Origin of the sequence: Vibrio sp. J2-4 (assembly GCF_021728155.1) — a bacterium.
Classification (GTDB): domain Bacteria; phylum Pseudomonadota; class Gammaproteobacteria; order Enterobacterales; family Vibrionaceae; genus Vibrio; species Vibrio diabolicus.
In genome coordinates, this window is sequence record NZ_JAKKCN010000003.1 from 259,782 (window position 1) to 282,229 (window position 22,448).

Below are 22,448 nucleotides of genomic sequence, written 5' to 3' on the forward strand. Positions count from 1 at the left end.
TATGCGCATAATGATAAGCGCATTGTAAAATTCAATGAAATTACTGATAGGTCAATTTATTACCTGCAAGCGTAGTGGCTGTTTCACTCTCAAATAGCACTACCCTTGAGTGCTCACAAGATGCTGCATTGATTAAAATTAATACACAAAAGCGCTTCCTTACTGAGTTCGTAAATTGTTATAAATAAACGATTACAACGAAAACAAGGAAGACAAACATATGACTATTCGTTTTAGTCAACTTGCTGCTCAAGAGAACACGGCTCACCTATTTATTGACGATTGGAAAATAGATACTCAGCAATCTTGGGGAATATTCAGCGCGGATGGGGATATTGGTTCTCTACTTGGAGACCTTATTTGTGGTGAGCTTTTACCAATAAGCGGAAAACTTGAGCTTGATGGGCTGTCCGTTGCTCAAGTGTCGTTATCAGAGCAACAGCGATTACTGGAAAGAGAATTAGAAAAGGACGATACAGACTTTCTTGATCGTATCGATCAAGGCAGTACCGTTTACTCACTCATTCAGGAGCGCAGCCAAGACGCTAATTTAATAGATCAACTGATTACCGACCTCGACCTAACTCACCTTAAACACAGTGGCTTTCGTGTTCTCTCTACAGGGGAAACAAGACGAGTGATGTTAGCTCGCGCTTTAGCAACACAGCCTGATTTGTTACTGTTAGATAACCCATTTACTGGTTTAGATATTGCCCATCGAGCAGCTCTCGCTCACTATTTACACTCGCTTTCTCAAACCGTACAGCTGCTGGTCACGTTTTCTCGCGAGTCTGATATACCTGAGTGGATTGATCGAGTTGCGCTTTTCAGTGCAGGAAAGCTGGACAGTACGATGGATAAATCCAGTTGGGATAATCATCCAATCATTGGACAACTTAAATCTCAGTCCGAGCAACAGAGTGAAGAAATGATGAACTTGATACGTCAGCATCAGCACTCGACACACTTCGACAACCCAATATTTAAACTAACAAATGGGTCTGTTGAATACACTGATAAGAAGATCTTTACTGACTTAAACTGGCGAATAGACAAAGGTCAGCATTGGCAGGTCAAAGGCCCAAATGGCTGTGGGAAGAGCACCTTGCTTGGGTTAATCTTTGGTGATCATCCTCAGTGCTACAGCAATGACATTGATATCTTTGGTAAAAAGCGAGGGTCTGGCGAGACAATCTGGGAAATTAAGCAGCACATAGGTATGGTATCTTCAGCGTTACACCTTCAATACCGCGTTAACTGCAGTGCGCTAGACGTGATTTTGTCCGGTTTTTACGACTCCATAGGGTTGTATAACCAACCCACTCGTAAAGAAGTGGACATCGCAAACGAATGGCTCGACATCCTGCACATGAGCCAATACCGAAAAACCTCATTCAAGCAATTAGAGTACGGTCAGCAGCGCCTGTTGTTGATTGCAAGAGCCATAGTTAAACAACCAACATTACTGATTTTGGACGAGCCATATCAAGGGTTAGATTTTCTTGGTAGGCGTTTAGTTAAGAATACACTTGAGCTCATCGCCCGAGAGAATTTAAGCCAGCTATTGTATGTATCTCATTACCAAGAAGACCGCTTGGATAGCATCAAGAATGAGCTAGAGTTTGTTTTTGATGACAATGACCAATGTTATCGGGCTAACGTTTACCAATCATAATGACTTCGCTGAGCAAGTTGATCATAAGGTAAAGGCTTGGAGTAAAAATATCCTTGATGATATCGCACTCCCATCTTTTTCAAATGGTCGGCTTGCGCCGTTGTTTCTACACCTTCAGCGATGAGTTGTACTTTTAGCTCTTCCGCAAAGTGAACAATAGCTTTTAAAACGGAAGCACTAAGGCTAGGTATACCAATAGTTTCGACAAAACATTTATCGATTTTTAGGTAATCAATACGCATGTGCTGCAGAAACGCCAGCGAGGTTTGACCGGTACCAAAATCGTCGATTAACACATCAATGCCATGTACTCGCAGCGCTGCGATACACTTTCTGGCTTCAGCATCAATGAGTTGACGTTCTGTTATCTCTATGCCTAATGAGACGTTATTTCGACTTAACTTCCTATCAATGAGTTGAATCTTTCTAATCGCGTTTGGCCCAACTAAGTAACCGGGCGGCACATTAATACCAAGGTGAACAGACTGATTAAAGTCTAATTTACTAAAGTCTTCTGCCGCTTTATCGAGAACGTAATCCGTGAGCAAAAAGACCAATCCACTTTGCTCCGCCGCTGGCACAAACTCATCAGGAGAAATGAACCCTTTATTCTGATGTTCCCATCGCACTAGGGCTTCAAAACCAAATAGTTGACCAGTATCGACGTTAATCTGGGGCTGGTAATACAGAGTCAACTCGCCTTTCTTTATGGCTTTCTTTAAATCCAGGACCAAGCTTCGATGAGGATCGATAAATTTATTTAACGCATATAAGCAAAGATAGATAACAAAAATGATTGGAATTGAATACAAAAAATAGGAAAGTGTTCTCTGTTTGACGAACAGATCGCTAGCTTCACTCAAAGCTTCATACTCAAACATTTGCGACGATTTGATGCCAATAGGATTACTTCCCGTTCTCAACGCTTCTTCAGGTGCAACTTGGTCATGGATAAATAAGGCAGAGCGTTTTAAACGTAAATCGTTATTAAATCCTATCTTCGCATTAAAGTAGTCATGATCAATAATCGTCACCGCTTGATAACCTTGCTCTCCTTCGGTCACGACGAGCAAAAATTGGTCATATACGCTATCCACGTTTCCCAGTGCTAACGCTTGTCCCTCAGGAAATGTAATGTGCTCGGCTAACGGCTTAGAAATTACGCCCAGTTTAGAAGAACACGTAATGATCCCATCTTTTACAATCAGCATTTCTTCGATATCTCGTTCAAACATCAAGTTTTGCTGAAGCTCTTCACATCGTCTAGGATGCAACAAAGCCGTGCGGTTTTCGGTCTCTATTTGGAATAAAATTTCGTCTGCGATTTGAACGTTTTTTTCTAATAGATGGTTGAGGTTGTTTTGCACGCTTTCACGAGCTAAATACAAGACTTCGCCAACAATCAAAGGAATGGGCAACAAAAAAATGATGGCTTTTTTAAAAAGCGCCTTATTCAGCATATAAAAGTAACCTTTTATAAAACCGATTTACTGAGATGGTATCTGGATTCTGATACCCACTAGCAACTCTCGTTTATAATATTATTTATTTAGATTAACTCAGTATGCGAAACACTTAGTAATACCGCAAACTAAACAATACCTTAATCCCTCTTGTTCCAATTTAGCATCAAACGACTCAAACCTGAGACATCAATACGACATCACTTTTGAGCCCATCGGTACCAAGGTAAGCCCTAAGCCATCAAATTCTCACCCTGCGAGAATTACCCATTAAAATTATTTTTCTTTTCTCAGTGATTAAGAATTATATTTGTCGTAATTCATATAACACGTTACAACACTCTCATGACGACAAACAAAGCTAATGCGAACCAGGTAAACGAAAAAGCACTGCAGTTGTTAATGCAAGTTGCAGTTAGTCCATTCCCAGTCTCTGCGAAAACGCTAAGCGAGCAATTGAACGTTCCTTTGAGCAGTCTCTACCGACACTTGAAGCTGCTCAAAGAGTGGAACTTGATTGAAGAAAGCGTACACGACAAGACATTTGTCGTTGGCCCGGCAGCATTGCTGCTCATGCATAGCTATGAGACCGCACAGCATGGTTTAGATATGGTCGAAACCATACTGGCTCGGTTGGTACAACAAACAGGGGAAATGGCCGCTTATATGGTACCTGCAGGGTATCGCGCGCTTTGTGTCAGACAAAAAGAAAGTATGCAGGCGCTGCGTTGCAGCTTCGTCCAGGGTCAAAGTCAACCTCTGCTACGTGGTGCCTCATCTAAAGTGATGCTCGCTTTTATGCCTCAAAGTCGATGCGAGAAAATCTTGAGATACTTTAATCAAGATCACCGACGAGACGAATGGGAACAAGAGCTCACAACCATCCGTAAACACGGATATGCCGTCAGTACTTCAGAAATTGACCCGGGTGTTTCTGGCATCAGTGCACCAGTGATGAAAGGAAGCAAACTGATCGGCGCGGTCTCGGTGATGGCTCCGGCCCACCGAGTCGAAAAGGATAAGCAGCGCATTATTTTGCATGTGTTGCAAGCGGCAAGGGCACTACCACCAGAAAGGTAATTCATCATGTTAAGCTTTTTCAAACGCTATAAACTCCACCACACCGTGAAACAGCCGCAGCATTACCCTTTTTCTTTTATGACAGTGTGTGAGTATTTGCCACCCATGTCTAAAGGCGCGTTTGAATTAGCTGATCAAAGTTTGGAAAATGCTAGCGATTGGCTATACCAACAGCATGATCATGAAACCGCTGAAAACTTTGGTCACTTCAACCACGACAAGCTGGAAAATGGCGAGTTTCAGGAAGCGTTAAGTCTTTCGCTTTCTCGTCATTCTATTCCCGTTTTAGTGACCAACTGTACCGAGGCAATCTTGTCCATGTTACCTGTGGTCGTGTCTTATCGAGACGAAGTGGGTGTGGTAAATATTGGACATGACATGAACTTGAAGCCGACACTTGAACCACGTTTAGGCTCGGCATTCCATTTTGCTCTTTCTCGCTATCAAAACGTGCGATTATTTTTTGCTGGTGTTAGCGAACAAGATACAAAGCAAGAAACGTGGGAATACGCGGAGGATCAAGGTTGTGACTGGGTAACCGATAAAGAGTTTTCTTTTCGTCATCGCAATAATGTAAAGCAGTTGATCGGCAATTACCTCGACCATTGCGACCAAATAATCCTCAGTATCGACCTTGGCTCCCTAAAAACCAAAAACAGCCTTGATGGTACCTCAGAAATTGATATCCAAATGGTTCTACGCACCATTAGGCAATGTCTGGTTGCAGGTAAAGTCAGAGCCATTCAACTCGTAGGCGATCGCGATCGTCTGGTCTATTCGAGACAAACGAAAGCCATACTAGAAGAGTTATATCAAATGGCGCCACTCATTGTTCACGCAGCCTAGGATTAAGTTCTGTTCAGAATCAGGACGCTCAAGCTACTGATTCTGAACCAACATGGTTAATTATTATCTTTTACCAACAAATAGTTACACGAATAAAGCGACTTATGTCACACTTAGCTATTGAACTAATCACATACTTACGTTCTAATAACACCACTATGCTTTGGTATGACATACGAAATAAAAATAGCCAAAGTTCAATAAGTAAGCGGATTAAAAACCAAAAACACCGCCGACATTTCAACTTCTGTGAGCATTTGCTCACGCTCGCTTGATGCCATCTTGTTCCACTTTTTTAGGACATTTGATGATGCGTCTTTGCAGTATTTTCGCTGCGGTTCTTGTTTTACCGCTAGCCTCACACGCCACCACTTATGACGTCAAAGATCTATCTGAGCTAGGTCAACTTTGCTCACACAAGAGTTTTAGTATCGAAAGCGATGGCACGACTTATCGCTGTACAGGGGAAATAGTCCTACCTGCAGGTGACAAAATTATCTCCTCATTACCGGAAAAAGAGATAACGTTAAAAGCAGATTATGGCATTGTGTTAGAGGGTAACAATACGATTGGTGACCCCAATAAGCGTATCTCTCTACACGCACTCGCTACCGGATTAACGGTTAACAATGAGAAAGCTTCAAGCATTGACGATTACCAAAACAAGCACACTGTTATCTATGGTGATCTTCTATCGGCTTATCCAACAAAGCTGCATAACATTCTCATAGACGGGAATATTAAGCTAACAGGTTCGACACTTCACATTGATGGAGCATACAACACCATTATTGGTGAGATTTCGACACACAGCACGACCGATATATTCAATGCAAACATCTGCGGTAAGGTCGAATCACAAGGCGACACACTACACCTAAAAACAAACCATCCTTTACAAGATCATTTTGTCGTCGGTGACATTGTGGCGCACAGTTCTCTGCTTATTGATGACATGGAGATCTACGGCACTACTGAGACTAAAGGAGCATCTGCCGCATTGAACGGTTCGTTCTATGGCTCTACTACAGCAATTAAATACTTCCAAACATTGAACTTCAACAACGCTCCAAATCAGCCAAGTCAAGTTTGTGGTGAAATCCAACAAACGCCAGGAAGTGCACAAACGAAAGCACAAGACAACAGATACACGCAATACTGTGGATTGGGCGACACTGATTGTCACTACTCTTCTCAGCTCTGTCCGATCACCCCTCAAGATGTTCCGAATTGCAGCATGCAACCTCCATCGGAGAACGACTTCGACCTAAGCGTCACACCATCGGACGATATGGCACTGATGTGCGGCGACGATCTTCCGCAATTTACAGCAACAACAACCAATAATGGAGAAGTTGTAAGCGCAGAAGTCAGTGCTGTCCTATCACACCCTGACTTGTTCACTTTAGAGGTGGTCAAAGGTCAGCAGATATTAAAAGCAAACCAATTTATGTCTGACGACAATGGTGAGCTCGTTGTTCGAGTGGTCCCGAACGATATTGATGCCATCGCGTTAGATACTAACTACACGCTGACTTTCACTATGGCAGAAGACACCAGCAAGCATCAAACGGTTAGCTTTATGTTTACGCCATTTATGTTTGAGGCCTACTCAAAGACGAAAAGCGCCACTTTAAATGAAATACGCGTTATTGCAGGTAAACCAGAAAACGTGCATACGCGATTGCTTGCTTGTGCTTCCACCGGCGAACCTGTAGTCGCAAGCAACTACAATGGTACTCCTAAGATTTTTCATCCATTGGTTCAACCATTAGGAGGAAGTGAAGGAAACTTTAGCTATTCAGCGGAATTTAAAGACGGCTTGTCTGAGCATGGTCTTATCACGAACGAGTCCGGCATATTTGAAGTGACATTGTCCGATCATTTTGAATGTGAGGGATTTGAAGAGTGCCCAGAAGAAGGCAAAGTGGAAGTGAAAGGAACATTTAATGTGTACTCGCGACCATGGACACTCGCTATTTGTGACAACCAACGTGCTTTGCCTTCTGGCACCTCTGAACAAGGAGATGGGTTTATTGCCGCCGGAGAACTTTTCTCTCTAACAGTGAAGCCGATCATTTGGCAAACTGACGGCTCTGTAAGTGGTTCTGTTGAATCAGCACGTTATTGTGATGCCTCTATCACCCGTAATTTTATGCTTGATGACGCTCCAGCAGCATCGGTTGTCTTGTCGAGTGAGCAACATACGCCATCAGAGACAGCGAACCAAACCTCGAAATTGCTAAAAAGTAGTTACTCACTGGCTCAGGCGCATAATTCAGCCAAGAATGATCAATTCGTCTTTAATGGATTATATTGGGAAGAAGTCGGGAGCTTGAGAGTAAAAACAAACCTAGAAAGTAAATATCTAGGTATGACTGTTAACGAAGGCTATCGTTACATCGGTCGTTTTTACCCAAAATATTTTCAAGTGCAAGACCAAGAATGGCACTACCCACATGGCCAAACTTTTGCTTACATGAATCAACCTTTTGAGAAAGTCACTTACGATGTTGTCGCACTCAATGCGAATAAGGAAAACGTGAAGAACTACGTCCACTTTTCATCTAACCTTCAACAACATTTCGATTTAGGCGAGCTAAGCTCATACTCCGATCGGTTTTTGCCGCCTAAGCCTAAGAAGGTAGACTGGAAACTACTGGGTAACGCGAGTGTTGGAACGTTTGTGATCGAGAAGCCCTCGACCAATGCGACTTGTAACAATAGCCCATGTTGGAAAAAGAACACGACCGATAAACAATACCCTGATGGCCCATTTAATAAAGGGACTAACAGTGACAGCAGCAAAATAGGTATAGTCACGACTAAAGCCGTTGATGAGGTAAATTTCTTTGATAACAGCGAAATGCTCACTCAACAACCGGACATTCGATTCGGTCGTTTGAACTTTCAAGATGTAGGTGGCAACCAAGGCATGGTGATCAAAGTGCCACTTGATGTGGAAATTTGGCAAGACGGCCGATTTACGACTAACTTCGATGACAGCTCAACAACGGCGAATGGTGAATATTACTTCAGCACGCCAATTTGGTCGCATGCGCCAGAAAACAACGCCCTGCTTTCTGGAGTTGGAACGATGAGTATTGGCAGAATGACCGATATCGTTGCAAGCCAAATTGACTCAGCGCGTGAGCAAATACAATTCCACCTAGATTTAGACAGCTCAGGCAATCGAATCCCTTGGCTGAAATACGATTGGGATAGCTCTACAAGTGAAGAGGAAAACCCACCCGTCATTGTTACGTTTGGTATTCACCGAGGAAACGATCGCATTATTTATCGTGGTGAACCCAATATGCTTGGCCTAAATTAACGCGAAACGGCAAACAAAAAGAGCCCCTCCATTGAGGGGCTCTTTTCATCACAAACTGATGTAATTTACTTTGCGCCACGACGCGCTTTCAGGCGCTTCACCATAGCAAGACGACGCTCTGCCGACCCTTGGTCTGTTGCCGACTGGTTCGGATTATTACGACGACCTTGACGATTCTTGAATGCTGGTTTTGAGTGCAGCTTTTCAATGTAAGATTCACGCTGTTTTGGTTCATAGCCTGCAAGCTCAATACGGCGAATGCGTTGCTGGATTAGATTTTCAACCTGAACCACCGTGAGCTCTTCATCTCGATTTACAAATGAAACAGCATGACCTTGTTTACCTGCACGGCCCGTACGACCAATTCGGTGAACGTAATCTTCCGCTAGGAAAGGCATGTCATAGTTCACAACGTGAGGTAAGTCTTCAATATCTAGACCTCGAGCAGCGACATCGGTAGCCACCATGACACGTGCTTTACCGGACTTGAACTCTTCTAGCGCACGACGACGAGCACTTTGAGCACGGTCACCATGACAAACCACCGCTTTGATACCATCAAGTTTCAGCTCTTTTACCACTTCGTTTGCGGTCTCTTTGTAGTTCACAAATACCAACACTTGTTTCCAGTTTTTGCGACCAATTAGCTCTGAAAGCAGTTCTGTTTTTCGCTCTTGATCAACTGGATATAGCACGTGAGCAACTGTTTGTGCCGTAGTATTTGCACGCTCTACTTCGATACGTTTTGGTTTACGCAGAATGTCTTTCGCTAACAGATTTAGCTGGCTTGAAGTCGTTGCCGAAAACATCATGATTTGTGGGTCTGTATCTACATCCAGCATGATCTTACGAACTGCATGAATAAAACCCATATCCAAGATACGGTCTGCTTCATCAAACACCAAAAACTCTAAGTGTGCCACCGAGACATTACCTTGTTCGATGTGCTCTTCCAATCGACCAGGTGTAGCCACAAGGATATCAACACCATTTTCCAGTGCCGCAACCTGAGAAGACATTTTACGGCCACCGAAAATCGCCGCCACCGACAGATTGGTGTACTTCGTGTAAGCTTTGATGTTGTCAGCAATTTGTTCAGCAAGCTCGCGAGTTGGAGCCAAGATAAGTGCACGAGCAGTCTTACGAGAAGCGCTACGGTTACTGTCTAACAACTGCTGAATCATAGGCAGAGAAAACGCAGCCGTTTTACCAGTACCTGTTTGTGCTGTAGCGAAAATATCATGGCCTTTGCGAGCCATTGGAATCGCCTTCTGTTGAATTGGCGTTAACTTTTCATAACCGCATTCTGCCAGTGCTTTAACCACTTCTGGCGCAAAACCTTGAGATGAAAATGACATTGAGCGTATTCCTTAAACAAACCACTAAAAATAGCTTTAAAAATTTAGCCGTGCACTATACCCGAATTTGAGTGATTTATCTCACTTTTCTCATTGAAACGCTACAAAAGCAAAAACGACGAACGCAGACAGATTGCTGGCTCACCGTTTCCGTTTAACATTTGTTCGATTTAACGCTTGATGCCAGACAGCTGAAGGAGAATTTGCTCAAGTTCATCCCATGGCAACAGCTGAGAATCTATCACTTCTAATCGTGATTCAAACCCTTCTAAGCTGATTTCATTTACCGACACGACTCGGTTGGCAACATTAAACGCGTAGCACCCCTGATCCGTGTTGACCACCGCTTTAACGCGTTCCGCCGTTAAGTCCGAAAGCATTGAGAAAAGTTTATCAAAATCAAACGTGTACTCTGCCCCAAACAACCACCCGCAACTAAAATACCCTTGCCCTTTGTTCTCTTTGCGCACAAAGGCTTCACCTGGCGGCAACTGGAATTGAGGCTCTTGGTGAGCATGGTCATGATGATGTGACTCGATATGGGAAGAAGCGCTGCCGTAAACCCGTTCGATATCCAAGACTTCTATCGGTAACTCACCGTCATGAATAAGCTTACTGAATACTTTTGAGGGAGATTGGTCCGTCACCCAGTCATTAAACACATCAATGTCGTGACTGGTACAAAGGTCAACCTTACTGCCTATAACCACATCTGCGCTGTCTAACTGGTCCACGAAATTTTGGTTAGAAAGATATTTTTCATCACTTAAGTTACGCGGATCAACCAGAGCGATCGTCGCTTTTAGATCAACGTAAGGTTCATACTGTTCTGAGGTAAGCGTCGCGATAACCTGTTTTGGATGACCAAGGCCTGTCGGCTCAATCAATAAACGGTCCGGTTTTTGGCGCAGTAACGCGGTAATACCGACCGACATCGGCACACCCGCCGTGCAACACATACAGCCACCCGGCACTTCTTTAATAAGCGCACCTTGGTCGCTCATCAATGCACCGTCGATGCCAATCTCACCAAATTCATTGACCAAAACCGCCCAGTTTTCGTTTTCCGGTTTGTTCTTCAGTAGATTTAAAATCGTGGTCGTTTTACCGACACCCAAAAATCCGGTCAGTATGTTGGTTGGTACTCGATTTGACATGCTTATCTCCGACACGTTAGTGCATTAATGCTCCAGCAAAGTATACGGAGAATGTGACTCGCTTCAACGCTTTTTATCGCGCTCATCAAGCTCATTGCGTGATGCGTGGGTACACATTTTTTGAGAATGATCAGAGTGACTTATCAACTCTGATCGCTTCATATCAGAAAGATACATACTGGTGTAAATGACGCAGGTAAAAAACGCGGTAATAGCGACTACGATGGGAAGAACTCCGAGCGTGTTTTCGAATTTAAGCGCAGCGATAGCCAATGCGAAAACAACGACAGAGATAAGTGCGATAGACTTACTTTTGTTGCTTTTCATGATAACTCGCCTTTCGTAAAGGTAGCCCCTAATACCTCCTGTATTAGGGGAGTGCCAGTTTGAACAACATCCAACCTGACTATTCAATGCTACTCCTTTCGCTACTTGTGAAATTTGACAAAGCTAACATTTATTACAACATCAAACGATGAACTTATTACTAGCTTTCAGACACTTAGTGGACTGTAAAACACTTACTAGCAAATCGACCCGCCGCTGACCAATATGTCGTTTTCATTGGCAATACAAACTTGAGCCACCAGCCTTAGCCCTTCGACTATCATCTCCAGAGACATGGAAGGCTGACTGCCATCTACTGCTTGTTCTGGCAATAATGGGATATGAACAAACCCATGACGAATAGGTTTGTCTTTTAGATAATGTTGGATGCCATAAAAAAGGTGGTTACATACAAATGTTCCGGCACTGTTAGAAATCTGGCTAGGTATCCCCTGCTTTTGCAGCGTTTGAACAACACGCTTTATCGGCAGCGTCGAGAAGTAAGCATCTGGGCCGTCAGCAACTACGGGTTCATCAATCGGCTGATGACCAGCGTTATCTGGAATACGAAAATCATCCACATTAATTGCGACACGCTCTGGGGTGATCGCGCCACGTCCGGCCGCTTGCCCAACGGTAATCACACAATCTGGCTGGTGCGCTTCTATTGCATCAATAACGGTATTCACTGACTCATACCGAATCACAGGAACTGGGCAAGTAACGATCATGGCATCTTCTATTGCCGCAGCCTCTAATCGCTTCACCGCTTCTAAGGCGGGGTTAATGGCGTCACCACCAAAAGGTTCAAAACCGGTAATCAGGACTTTCTTCATAACAGCCTTTAGGAAAAGAGTTTCACAAATTATTGCACTCCCCTTCACCCCATCCAATAGCAAAAGTATTGTTGACATAAGCCAGACAACATTATGTGACTCATGTCTAACCAGCGAGGGTTTTCACTTTATTGAATCTAGACAAGTTCCGGACTATCGAGACTAACTATCGATGATTAGTGGCAGGGCTAGGCTCTCTCATTACATGACTCACGCAGAAACTTGGTTTCCACGCTTAACTTAGGTAGAGTACGCGACCGCAATGCAATTCGAAGAGATTGAATACAATGAATATTGATAACCATGTAATCGAAACGATTGAAGAGTTAGAGGCATTTCTGCATTTAGTAGAAAGCGGCGCTCTGGGTCTTGAAGGTGTCACTGGCGTTGCGCTAGCCACCTCTAATACCGATGGCCGTCCATTTGTTGCCGTATTAGGAGAAAAGCACCAATTGCTCCTTGGCCGCTGGGTTTCGCAGCACGTATATGACAATGGTAAAGACATCGTTCGTAACGGCCCAACCAGAAAACACTAAGCGCTCTGCACCATCTATAACACCATGCCGTCTTATACACCAAACGTATGCTTTGAAAGCAATGCGCTTGGTGTACTTAAAAATAAAAAAAGAAAAGGCTAGCCTTTATTAATTTTGTCGGTATACTGCACATCAGCTCTTACGGAAAGAGCTATTAATGTAATTAAAGATCAAAGTTTCTCTCAGTTCCACATCGAATTCCTCGTTTACGTTCCTGCGACAAAATAGTTATCTCTAAAATCATATAGTAGCACTTGATATTAGCTAAAAATTCAATATTTAAAACAATCAAATATAGAGGTATCTATGTCTAATAAATTAACTGGTTCAGTAAAATGGTTCAACGAAACTAAAGGTTTTGGTTTTATTTCTCAAGACAATGGCGGTGATGACGTATTCGTTCACTTCCGTTCTATTGTTTCTGAAGGCTTCAAAACTCTTACTGAAGGCCAAAAAGTATCGTTCGTTGTTGAACAAGGTAACAAAGGTTTACAAGCTGCTGAAGTAACTGCACTGTAATTCTTTGTGTGGCATCAACGTTGTTGGTGCCACCATCTCCTTCCACTTATCGCCGCCCTTACTATTCTCTATCTAAGTTTATATACCCAAATCACTTACCTCTCCCACACCGTCATTAATCACTTTCAATAAAGTCACTTTGGTATACATCTTTAGGTAATCACACTACCTATCTTGCAATTCCAGTTTGGAATTAAATTAATCTGATTCATATCTGAATCACTTCGCCTCATGCTTTGCTCATATAAATAAAGTTTATAAAATAAAAGCGATTGGCGAATATAAGAGAAAAAAATGAAATTAAATATATCCGCACAATCAATAAATTCTAATAATTACGAGCACATTATCCCTAGCCGAGACGTTATCCTTAGCCTATTCGATAAAGTTAAAAATCACTTAAGTCACGAGCAAATTTCTCGCTCTACTGGCTTAGATGAGAAACCACAAAAAGACGCTTTAAAAAAACGTTTACGCGCTATGGAGCGCGATGGCCAGTTGATTTTCACGCATCGCCGTGGTTATAAAAAAGTCGATCAAACCGCTTTAGTTTCAGGAAAGGTCAGCATTCACGCAGACGGCTTTGGTTTTGTCACTTACGACAGTAATGAAAAAGACCTTTTCTTACCTAAACACCAACTTACTCATGTGTTTGATGGCGATATCGTACTGGTTCTGAAAGGCAATGCTCAGCATCAAGGACGCTCAAATCATCGTTTCATCAAAATAGTGGAACGAAAAACAACCCACATCATAGGCTTGTTAAAGAGAAAAGGTTCGAACTTCTATCTAGTGCCAGAAAGCGCGAAACTGACTCAAACCATTCATGTCACACCAAATGATCTTATCGCCAAAAGTGCCGGTAAACTCGTTCATTGTAAAGTCACTGCCTATCCAGATCACAGACAATCAACAACAGTTGAAGTGGCGGAAGTATTAGGGCGTCCGGGAGAAGCAGGGATTGAAGTTAAATTGGCGTTACGTCGACATGGCATCAATGACCATTGGGATGATGAAGTTCTTCACGCTGCTTCCGCATTTGGCAATCACGTAGAAGAAAAAGACAAAACGTCACGAGTGGATTATCGAGATTTACCGTTCGTCACTATCGACGGGGACGACGCGAAAGACTTTGATGATGCCGTTTATGCATACCAAATGGACAATGGGCATTGGAAGTTATTCGTCGCGATTGCAGACGTATCTCACTACGTTCAGCCAAACGACCATTTAGATCTTGAGGCGCAATCTCGTGCAACGTCCGTTTACTTTCCCGGATACGTTGTACCAATGCTACCAGAAACATTATCTAACGGTTTGTGCTCGCTTAACCCGAATGAAGACCGATTGGTTATGGTATGTGAGATGACCTTTGACGACGAAGGTAACATGCTAGATTCAGAGTTTTCTGAAGGGATCATTCACTCGCATGCTCGTTTAACTTATAACGAAGCTTACCGCATTGTTTCCCAATCAACGGAAGCAAAAAAATACCAAGGTAAAAACCCAAAACAAAACATCAAACAGCATCTGGTGAATCTCCATCGCTTGTATTTGAACCTATCTGGTCAACGTCAAGTCCGTGGTGCCATTGATTTTGACACGCAAGAGCTTTCATTCACGTTAAACAATAAAAAGAAAATCGCGTCCATCGTTCCTGTAGTTCGAAATGATGCCCACCGAATGATCGAAGAATTCATGCTATGTGCCAACGTTGCCACCGCTCAATTTTTGCAGCAACAAAAAATACCGAGCTTATACCGCGTGCACTCTGGTCCTCAGATGAAAAAACTGTCTTCATTAAGAATGATGCTTGCAGAGAAAGGGCTAACGCTTGCGGGTGGTGATAAACCAACTTCTCATGACTACAACGCATTACTGGAACAAGTGCGAGATTTGGATGAGTGTGATGTGATTCGTACCCTACTGCTACGTTCTCAGAGTCAAGCCGAGTATTCGCCGAAGAATATGGGTCACTTCGGTTTAGCCTATGACGCATACGCACACTTTACTTCGCCAATTCGTCGTTACCCAGACTTACTCGTTCACCGCGCCATTCGCGCTAAACTTCGAGAGCAAAAAACAGGCAAGCTACGCAGTCTGCTCATGAAACTAAAGCCTATTCGTCAATTGACAGGTGCTGCGAACAACTACCCTTACGATACAAAAGTGATCGAGCAACTGAGCGTGCACTGTTCGCATCAATCTCGTCAGGCAGATGAAGTGAGTCGAGAGGTTGAATCAGCACTGAAATGTCATTACATGAAGCCATTTATCGGGCAACACTTCACGGGGACAGTGTCTGGGGTCACACACTTCGGAGTATTTGTTGAGTTAGAGGAAAACCGAATCGAAGGTCTCATTCCTTTATCAAGTTTCCAAAATGGTGAGTTCGAATTTGATGCAGTCAAACAAAAAATTTCTAGCCAGAGCACCACGTTTACTTTAGGGACTAAAGTGCACGTGTTGGTTAAAGACGTCGATTCGAAACAAAGAAAGATCATGTTCAATTTAAAAGATGCAGAACACACGGTAGGTTAGTCTGTTGTCGTCTATTTTCTAACCCATTGTTCAAAAATAAAAAATAAGCTTTAGATACCGCGATTAACTTGTGACATTTCGCTGACATCAGCTCATTCTAAAACCCTAATATCTGGCAAAGGAAACGAATCTAACTTTTGTTTCCAGACACCATCGCAGAGTGTATTTCCAGCACTCTGTTTGCCTCGAGAGGTTCTTATGACAGCCTAGGATCTCTCGGGGCTTTTTTGCGTCTCTTAAATCCCACCTTATGTTGTATCCAACCCGTTACCAACCACACAAATTGTACTTTTTAACTAGTGCACTAGATCGCGAACTCTGATTTAAGCAACTGATCACACAACCACTTCTAAATTTTGGGTATAAAAGTATCAATACTTTCGTTAACTAGGATGTAAATAATGAAAAACTCGTTTGATCTCACCATACCCAATGAAGAAGGATACTTTGGTGAATACGGTGGTAGCTTCGTGCCGCCGGAGCTTGAACAAATCATGCGTGACATCAACGCAGCTTATGAGGAATGCAGCAAAGATCCTGAATTTAAAGCGGAACTTGCTCGCCTGTATAAGCACTTTGTTGGACGACCTAGCCCAATCTTCCATGCGGAAAACTTGTCTAAAAAATACGGAGCAGACATCTACCTAAAGCGTGAAGACTTAAATCATACAGGCGCACATAAAATTAACCACTGCTTAGGAGAAGCCATTCTCGCTAAAAAGATGGGTAAGAAGAAACTGATTGCAGAAACTGGCGCAGGACAACACGGTGTTGCGCTTGCTACAGCCGCGGCATTGGTTGGCTTGAAATGCGATATTTACATGGGTGAAGTTGATATCGCCAAAGAGCATCCGAATGTCGTCCGCATGAGAATCCTTGGTGCTAATGTCATTCCTGCCATTCATGGGCGCAAAACCCTCAAAGAAGCGGTAGATTCTGCATTCGAAGCTTATCTGAAAGATCCTGATACACAACTTTATGCGATAGGCTCTGTCGTTGGCCCTCACCCATTCCCTAAAATGGTACGAGATTTCCAATCAATTATCGGCAACGAAGCACGTGTTCAATTCAAAGAAATGACTGGTAAGCTACCCAATAATCTCGTTGCATGTGTTGGGGGAGGATCTAATGCGATGGGGCTATTTACTGCTTTCTTAGACGATGAACAAGTCGCTATTCACGGCGTCGAGCCCGCGGGCCGCTCTTTGAAAAAGGTTGGCGAGCATGCTGCAACACTCACACTCGGTGAGCCAGGTATTATGCACGGATTTAAGTCTTACATGCTTAAAGATGAGCAAGGCGAACCACAGGAAGTCTATTCTGTAGCAAGTGGCTTAGATTACCCATCGGTTGGGCCTCAGCATAGTTACTTAAAAGACATTGGCCGTGTCAATTACGGCTCAATCACCGATGACGAAGCGATTGATGCATTCTTTGAACTGTCTCGCGAAGAGGGGATTATTCCAGCGATTGAATCCTCACACGCTGTCGCTTACGCGATTAAACTCGCGAAGCAAGGAGAAACTGGCTCAATTCTGATCAACTTATCCGGTCGCGGTGACAAAGACATTGATTTTGTCGTTGAACACTACGGCGAAAAATATGGCATTGAATCAATTATTTAGTCACGACTTCGTAGGCTAAATGTCTATACAAAAAGCTACCTATTACTAGGTAGCTTTTTGTTTGAGCCTTACTTTCCCTGCATGCGCTTTGAAGGCTTAACTACACAGTCCAAACCTTTTACTTTTGAGAAATAGGCATAGCTGAGAAAGCCCTCTCACTCACCACTCCAACTAGTCCTTTAGAACATAATTCGATTAACCGACCAGAGCAGGAATACCCGGAAGCTGACCAACGACAGCAAGCGAACCTGCACAAACGATAAATGCAGTGCCAGGAATCAGGTATTTATCTTTCCGCGAGAGTTCGTTGGCACGCTCATGGTCGCCGATAAGTCCAAGGTTATCCAGTAGCATCGTGATTGCCCAGCCAAAGACTGGATTAACGAATGCACAGGCAAAAATACAGATACCTGCACTGAGTGAATCTTTATGCTTGTGGATCATCTGCATACCCGCTTCAAGAAGTGGTAAGAATACACCGACAATCAAAGCAACGCGCAGAACAGGTTCCCACATCGCTAGATCCATAGGGTAACCAATTACCGCGGCGGCAATACACATGAAACCCGTTAACAGTGCGCCACCTGGAATAGGACGTTTAGCAATTGCGGCTGGAATCATGTACGTTCCCCAAGAAGAAGCTAGGTTTCCGCCACCTAATAGTGAGCCAACCCCCTGACGAACAGACGCTCCGACCATCGTGTCGTCGACATCCATGAGTACGCCTTTCGCTTCTTTTGGGTAGTTCAGTTCTTGAAACACACGATGGCCGAGATAATCAGGGGACCACATAGCGACTGCCAGTAGCGCAAATGGAGTCACGGCAATAAAGTGCTCTAGGGTTGGCCAGCCTAGCTGCCAGCCTGTATCTTCACCCCACCAGTAGAATGGACTGAAATTAGGCAAGCCCGGTTCTGTGGTAAAAGCAAACTCAGCGCCCATCAAATAAGCAACAATACCCGCGAGTGCAGAGCACAGTGGGATTGCCAACCAACGCTTGTTGATCTTAGCTAGGTAGGCATAAACCATAACCGTTAGACCAATGACAACAAACGAAATGTAACCTTGGTCTGTACTTGCAGCCCACGCCTCAGTCTTATTAATTTGTCCGAGCAACCCAACAGCGCCTAGGTAGATCAATAACCCTCCTCGAACCCCAATGCCAGTCAAGGTCATGAGTTTAGAACCGCCTTTAGTCAAAGCGAGAATTAAGCCAAAAGCACATACCATCAAGCCAAGCGCCAGAGGATGCCCTCCTGCGGCAGCAATCATGGGAATCAGCGGTATCATTGGGCCGTGGGTACCGGCTAAGTTTGCATTCGGGTTTAGGATGGCAGAAAACAGAATAACGAACAGAGCACCCGCGATAAGCAATTCGTAACGCACGTTTTCTGCAACGAACTCCGGAGATAAACCGAACTGAGCAGCAAAGGCAGCAACCATAGCGGTGACCATCACCACTTTACCAATGGTTGCGGCTAATGCAGGCACCCAGTCTTCGATTTCAATACTGTAATCACGTGATGGCAAATGAATACCCCAGCGACGAAAGCTCATGATGGTTAAATCATGGTTTAGAAAGTCTTCACGACTTTCAAATTCATGCGGTTTTTTGCGCACATCCCTGTAAAAGGTCTTACTTGAGTCAGACATTGAGCTATCCTTTGTTATATTTCAACGTTGAACTATGCCAACTAGAGTTTCGCTTGGTATACAGACCAATACGAGACAACACCCACATCAAACATCGAGGCCAGACCAAGAAAGTGGTATGGCTAATTTTTGATTTGAACCTATTAAGCATGTATTGCTATCGGTAGGAATATTAGACATTAGTAAAAGAACAACAAAAATCTCACTTATTACACAAAGATTTAACATCACATTAGAGTACGCTGATCTTTAGTGAGAGTTTTTGAACAGCAATTCAAAAAGAGGAACAGTCGCAACTCCACCTGTGCTTTTCAAGGTAGAAAAACATGTCTGAATTCACACAGGTAATTGGTTAATTTTGCTCATGCTAGTACGCACTAACAACATCAAATCGAGTTGCAACTCAAACCATCGCTGCCTAACTATAGATATCTCTGTAATGTATACTTTGCTAAACTCCACCCTTTGATGAGTAAGGCCCCTAAAATGATGACTGACGAAGAAAGAATCGAACTGCAACGGAACAACCCACTGCACGGGTTAAAGCTAGAGACAATGTTGCAAGAGTTGGTGGATTTTTATGGCTGGGACATTCTAGATACAGCAATGCGCTTTAATTGCTTTAACACTAAGCCTTCGATTGCAAGTAGTGTGAAGTATTTAAAGAAGACCGAATGGGCGAGAGAAAAATTAGAAAACTTTTACCTTTATCGCTTTAAGCGCATGCCACGCGCAAGTGAAGAAGAATATGATTTACCACCGAGAGCTCGTACGTTCCCTCATGGTCTTGAACCTAAAGAGCCAATGCCGCTAACCGTTGACTCTATCCTCAAGTCACAAGCTAAAGCTGCATCCGCATTTAAAAAACGCTCACCTCGTGGACGTCCGACGCGCCGATAGTACATAACCTTGAAAAGCAATAGAGCCCTACTGGTAGCTCCAGCAAGGCTCTATTGTTCTTTAAAGAAATGGCTAGAAGAAAATACTCAAGCTAGTGCGCCCCCTTCTCCAGCGCCTCCCATAAGTAAACTCACATATAGTTTACGTTTTCTATTGATTACGCTTTTTCTTCTTTTTCCCTGTACCTGCTGGCTTTGCTCGCGGCTTCATTGGTAAAAAGTAGGCTTCACTCTGGTCGTCTTCCACTTCAAAACCAGCTACCTGCTCGCGTTCAAGTTGGAACTTATTTTTCTTTTCTATCACTTTGAAATGGTGGTAGTCATCGTAATCGATAAGAGATAACCCTAGACCCACTTCACCAGCACGACCACTACGCCCTATTCGATGCATATAGTCAGCAGGACTACGCGGGAGATCGAAGTTAATCACCACTGGCAGCTTTTCAATATCAAGGCCACGTGCTGCGATATCGGTGGCAATAAGAACTTGAATCTCGCCAGACTTAAAACCGTCAAGTACACGAGTACGAGCGCCCTGCCCTTTATCACCATGGAAAACTTCAGCTGTAATACCGCGTTTTGACAGTTTTTGAGCTAAATGGTTACAGGCATTCTTAGCATTCACAAAAATCAAAGTCTGTCGCCACTGATGTTGTTTGATTAAGTGCGCGAGTACCGCCGTTTTCTCACCTTTATTTACACTAAACACGCGTTGCACCAAAGTGCTGGCTTCTGCGCTCTGCAACTGAACTTCAGCAGGGTCGCGGAGCAAGTGCTGAGACAGCGTCGTGACTTTATCAGGGAAAGTAGCAGAAAATAGCAGCGTCTGCTTCTTCTCTGGCAGTAACGCAAGAATCTTATTGAGTTCTTCGGTAAATCCGAGGCTCAACATACGGTCAGCTTCATCGAGCACGAGCGTTTTTACTTGGTCCAACTTAATCGCGTTACTGGATACCAGATCAAGTAATCGACCTGGCGTAGCTACGATAATGTCACAGCCACCGCGAAGCGCCAGCATTTGTGGGTTCACCGACACACCACCAAATACGGCAACCGTTTTGATCTTATCTCTAAGATGGTATGAGTAAGATTTGACGTTGTATGCCACCTGTGATGCCAGCTCACGAGTTGGAACTAAAATCAGGTGAGAAACGAAGTTACCACGGCGATTATTTGATTCATCTTGCTGAACAATTTTTTGCAGAATTGGAAGCGAAAAAGCAGCGGTTTTACCAGAGCCCGTATTGGCACCGCCAACAATGTCTTTCCCTTCAAGGATATAAGGAATGGTATGAGATTGAATGGGCGTCGGTTGGCTGTATTCTAACGCTTCTAGTCGCTCGACTAAGGTTGGAATCAGGCCAAGATCGGCAAATGTCGCTTGCTGTGTTTTATCTGTCATTACGATGAGTGGCTCAGTGCTAGTAAAGGCCGTGTATATTATGCTATTTCGCGTCTGGATGTTAGCGATAATGAGCCAAACAGAAGACTGGTGAGAGAAGCACTGTAGGGAGCAGGAATTTCCTTTCACTAACATGAGTTAATGGTTTCGATAACCAAGGCTCTACGACTCACGGTGGTAGCGTTCGCGACGAACAAAGGGAAAAAGAGTCAGGCCTTCTGAATCCTGTAAAGCAAAATACATTGTATTTTGGGGAAAGAGATTGCAAAGGCAGGCCACATCCGAATCAAAGGCTTAACCACACTATTTAGCCCTGCGGTGTTGAGAGCTTAATATAGCTTGAGAAAACACTATAGCTTGCAGTTGGACAAAGTTACTTAGAACTTCTACTTAAATTAGTAATGTACGAGTAACTTCAAGTATGGAAAATTACTTAATTCAGTGTCCAAAATTGCTGGTTCGGATCTAGTAAGACAAACGGATTCCCTTAGTTTTTTGGGCTCTTGCTTTAAACGATAATGGAGTACTGTCGAGCTAGAACGTATCTACTCTTCGTGGTGAGTCACAATACATGCTTGTGCAAGCTGTTGATATTCAGCTTGCATGGTTATTAGAAAGTCATCTGCATTTTCAAACCTCGCGATTGGCGCTCCCAATACAACATCACAGTTAAAAGGAACAAGCATCGCTGTTCCTTTAGGGAGCGCTCGACCTAATCCGCGCATCACCACCGGAATGACAGGACAAGTTTTATGTTCATCAACTAAGTGATGAACCCCTTTCTTTAACCCGCTCATCGTTTCAGGTTCACCGCGACTACCTTCAGGAAAGATAATCAAGATATCTCCTTGATTAAGTGCCTTATGGCACTCATCAAATACGGTATGCCGCTCACTTTTACACGGTGAACGATGGATGGGAATAATGCCCAAAATATTAAGTGATAACCATGCTGATACTTTGTTTTTGAGAAAGTAATCGGCTGCTGCCACAGGACGCACCTTATGTACCATACTGATAGGAAAGAGTGCCAGTAATACCAACGTATCGAGATGACTATTGTGGTTAGCCGCGACCACCGTAGGACCATTGCTTGGCAGATTTTGCCGATTAATGATGTTGAGCCCCAAACCAACAAACACCAGTGGTTTCACAAACAGCAAGACGAACAAAACTTTTAAAATTTTCATATCGCCT

17 protein-coding genes are annotated in these 22,448 nt (G+C 43.6%); 9 read left to right on the forward strand and 8 right to left on the reverse strand.

Features of this window, described 5'->3' with window-relative positions:
• Nucleotides 1-220: 220 nt before the first annotated feature.
• Nucleotides 221-1,675 carry a molybdate ABC transporter ATP-binding protein ModF gene (gene modF, locus L3V32_RS11365; RefSeq protein ID WP_237284313.1) on the forward strand — a complete coding sequence of 485 codons (1,455 nt, stop codon included), beginning with the start codon at nucleotides 221-223 and terminating at the stop codon, nucleotides 1,673-1,675.
• Here modF and L3V32_RS11370 read toward each other — a convergent pair.
• Nucleotides 1,663-3,135, reverse strand: a complete 1,473-nt coding sequence (locus L3V32_RS11370; protein WP_237284314.1) for an EAL domain-containing protein — start codon at nucleotides 3,133-3,135, stop codon at nucleotides 1,663-1,665. The genes modF and L3V32_RS11370 overlap by 13 nt on opposite strands.
• Before the next feature lie 348 nt (nucleotides 3,136-3,483).
• Between L3V32_RS11370 and L3V32_RS11375 the strand changes: the two genes are divergently transcribed.
• The 3 genes from L3V32_RS11375 to L3V32_RS11385 all read left to right on the forward strand — a co-directional run bounded on the left by L3V32_RS11375 (nucleotide 3,484) and on the right by L3V32_RS11385 (nucleotide 8,398).
• Nucleotides 3,484-4,218: an IclR family transcriptional regulator gene (locus tag L3V32_RS11375; RefSeq protein ID WP_005391048.1), complete on the forward strand. Its 735-nt coding sequence runs from the start codon at nucleotides 3,484-3,486 to the stop codon at nucleotides 4,216-4,218.
• Between the two features lie 6 nt (nucleotides 4,219-4,224).
• Nucleotides 4,225-5,064, forward strand: coding sequence for an arginase family protein (locus L3V32_RS11380; protein ID WP_005391051.1), 840 nt, complete (start codon nucleotides 4,225-4,227; stop codon nucleotides 5,062-5,064).
• A 307-nt stretch (nucleotides 5,065-5,371) separates the two neighbouring features.
• Nucleotides 5,372-8,398, forward strand: coding sequence for a DUF6701 domain-containing protein (locus tag L3V32_RS11385; RefSeq protein ID WP_237284315.1), 3,027 nt, complete (start codon nucleotides 5,372-5,374; stop codon nucleotides 8,396-8,398).
• A 65-nt stretch (nucleotides 8,399-8,463) separates the two neighbouring features.
• On the opposite strand, the gene L3V32_RS11390 is transcribed toward L3V32_RS11385, so the two are convergent.
• The 4 genes from L3V32_RS11390 to pcp all read right to left on the reverse strand — a co-directional run bounded on the left by L3V32_RS11390 (nucleotide 8,464) and on the right by pcp (nucleotide 12,076).
• Nucleotides 8,464-9,756, reverse strand: a complete 1,293-nt coding sequence (locus tag L3V32_RS11390; RefSeq protein ID WP_005386186.1) for a DEAD/DEAH box helicase — start codon at nucleotides 9,754-9,756, stop codon at nucleotides 8,464-8,466.
• A gap of 170 nt (nucleotides 9,757-9,926) precedes the next feature.
• Nucleotides 9,927-10,913, reverse strand: coding sequence for a GTP-binding protein (locus L3V32_RS11395; protein ID WP_237284316.1), 987 nt, complete (start codon nucleotides 10,911-10,913; stop codon nucleotides 9,927-9,929).
• 63 nt (nucleotides 10,914-10,976) lie between these two features.
• Entirely contained in the window at nucleotides 10,977-11,240 is a 264-nt protein-coding gene (locus L3V32_RS11400) for a hypothetical protein (protein ID WP_237284317.1), read from the reverse strand.
• A 197-nt stretch (nucleotides 11,241-11,437) separates the two neighbouring features.
• Nucleotides 11,438-12,076, reverse strand: a complete 639-nt coding sequence (gene pcp, locus L3V32_RS11405; RefSeq protein ID WP_237284318.1) for a pyroglutamyl-peptidase I — start codon at nucleotides 12,074-12,076, stop codon at nucleotides 11,438-11,440.
• Nucleotides 12,077-12,363: 287 nt separating this feature from the next.
• Between pcp and L3V32_RS11410 the strand changes: the two genes are divergently transcribed.
• The 4 genes from L3V32_RS11410 (at nucleotide 12,364) to trpB (ending at nucleotide 17,297) form a co-directional block, all read left to right on the forward strand.
• The gene (locus L3V32_RS11410) at nucleotides 12,364-12,612 is read left to right on the forward strand and encodes a hypothetical protein (protein WP_005375646.1); all 249 of its coding nucleotides are present in this window, start codon (nucleotides 12,364-12,366) and stop codon (nucleotides 12,610-12,612) included.
• 306 nt (nucleotides 12,613-12,918) lie between these two features.
• A complete protein-coding gene (locus tag L3V32_RS11415; RefSeq protein ID WP_005375644.1) occupies nucleotides 12,919-13,131 on the forward strand; it encodes a cold-shock protein in 213 nt (70 codons plus the stop codon).
• A 294-nt stretch (nucleotides 13,132-13,425) separates the two neighbouring features.
• Complete coding sequence (rnr, locus tag L3V32_RS11420; protein ID WP_237284319.1) at nucleotides 13,426-15,672, forward strand: ribonuclease R; 2,247 nt, start codon at nucleotides 13,426-13,428, stop codon at nucleotides 15,670-15,672.
• Between the two features lie 401 nt (nucleotides 15,673-16,073).
• Nucleotides 16,074-17,297 carry a tryptophan synthase subunit beta gene (gene trpB / locus L3V32_RS11425; RefSeq protein ID WP_237284320.1) on the forward strand — a complete coding sequence of 408 codons (1,224 nt, stop codon included), beginning with the start codon at nucleotides 16,074-16,076 and terminating at the stop codon, nucleotides 17,295-17,297.
• Between the two features lie 195 nt (nucleotides 17,298-17,492).
• Here the strand turns inward: trpB and L3V32_RS11430 are convergent, their stop codons facing one another.
• On the reverse strand, nucleotides 17,493-18,950 hold the full coding sequence (locus L3V32_RS11430; RefSeq protein ID WP_109169087.1) for a DUF3360 domain-containing protein: 1,458 nt from the start codon (nucleotides 18,948-18,950) through the stop codon (nucleotides 17,493-17,495).
• A 486-nt stretch (nucleotides 18,951-19,436) separates the two neighbouring features.
• On the opposite strand from L3V32_RS11430, the gene L3V32_RS11435 reads away from it, so the two are divergent.
• Complete coding sequence (locus L3V32_RS11435) at nucleotides 19,437-19,850, forward strand: VF530 family DNA-binding protein (RefSeq protein ID WP_005391068.1); 414 nt, start codon at nucleotides 19,437-19,439, stop codon at nucleotides 19,848-19,850.
• A 150-nt stretch (nucleotides 19,851-20,000) separates the two neighbouring features.
• Here the strand turns inward: L3V32_RS11435 and L3V32_RS11440 are convergent, their stop codons facing one another.
• Entirely contained in the window at nucleotides 20,001-21,251 is a 1,251-nt protein-coding gene (locus tag L3V32_RS11440) for a DEAD/DEAH box helicase (protein ID WP_237284321.1), read from the reverse strand.
• A gap of 545 nt (nucleotides 21,252-21,796) precedes the next feature.
• On the reverse strand, nucleotides 21,797-22,441 hold the full coding sequence (locus L3V32_RS11445) for a lysophospholipid acyltransferase family protein (protein WP_237284322.1): 645 nt from the start codon (nucleotides 22,439-22,441) through the stop codon (nucleotides 21,797-21,799).
• Between the last annotated feature and the right edge of the window lie 7 nt (nucleotides 22,442-22,448).

Coding starts and splice junctions, on each gene's coding strand:
- rnr (WP_237284319.1), top strand. CDS start 13,426: ATGAAATTAAATATATCCGCACAATCAATAAATTCTAATAATTACGAG.
- L3V32_RS11370 (WP_237284314.1), bottom strand. CDS start 3,135: ATGCTGAATAAGGCGCTTTTTAAAAAAGCCATCATTTTTTTGTTGCCC.
- L3V32_RS11445 (WP_237284322.1), bottom strand. CDS start 22,441: ATGAAAATTTTAAAAGTTTTGTTCGTCTTGCTGTTTGTGAAACCACTG.
- L3V32_RS11395 (WP_237284316.1), bottom strand. CDS start 10,913: ATGTCAAATCGAGTACCAACCAACATACTGACCGGATTTTTGGGTGTC.
- L3V32_RS11385 (WP_237284315.1), top strand. CDS start 5,372: ATGATGCGTCTTTGCAGTATTTTCGCTGCGGTTCTTGTTTTACCGCTA.
- modF (WP_237284313.1), top strand. CDS start 221: ATGACTATTCGTTTTAGTCAACTTGCTGCTCAAGAGAACACGGCTCAC.
- trpB (WP_237284320.1), top strand. CDS start 16,074: ATGAAAAACTCGTTTGATCTCACCATACCCAATGAAGAAGGATACTTT.
- L3V32_RS11440 (WP_237284321.1), bottom strand. CDS start 21,251: ATGACAGATAAAACACAGCAAGCGACATTTGCCGATCTTGGCCTGATT.
- pcp (WP_237284318.1), bottom strand. CDS start 12,076: ATGAAGAAAGTCCTGATTACCGGTTTTGAACCTTTTGGTGGTGACGCC.
- L3V32_RS11400 (WP_237284317.1), bottom strand. CDS start 11,240: ATGAAAAGCAACAAAAGTAAGTCTATCGCACTTATCTCTGTCGTTGTT.
- L3V32_RS11380 (WP_005391051.1), top strand. CDS start 4,225: ATGTTAAGCTTTTTCAAACGCTATAAACTCCACCACACCGTGAAACAG.
- L3V32_RS11430 (WP_109169087.1), bottom strand. CDS start 18,950: ATGTCTGACTCAAGTAAGACCTTTTACAGGGATGTGCGCAAAAAACCG.
- L3V32_RS11390 (WP_005386186.1), bottom strand. CDS start 9,756: ATGTCATTTTCATCTCAAGGTTTTGCGCCAGAAGTGGTTAAAGCACTG.
- L3V32_RS11435 (WP_005391068.1), top strand. CDS start 19,437: ATGATGACTGACGAAGAAAGAATCGAACTGCAACGGAACAACCCACTG.
- L3V32_RS11410 (WP_005375646.1), top strand. CDS start 12,364: ATGAATATTGATAACCATGTAATCGAAACGATTGAAGAGTTAGAGGCA.
- L3V32_RS11375 (WP_005391048.1), top strand. CDS start 3,484: ATGACGACAAACAAAGCTAATGCGAACCAGGTAAACGAAAAAGCACTG.
- L3V32_RS11415 (WP_005375644.1), top strand. CDS start 12,919: ATGTCTAATAAATTAACTGGTTCAGTAAAATGGTTCAACGAAACTAAA.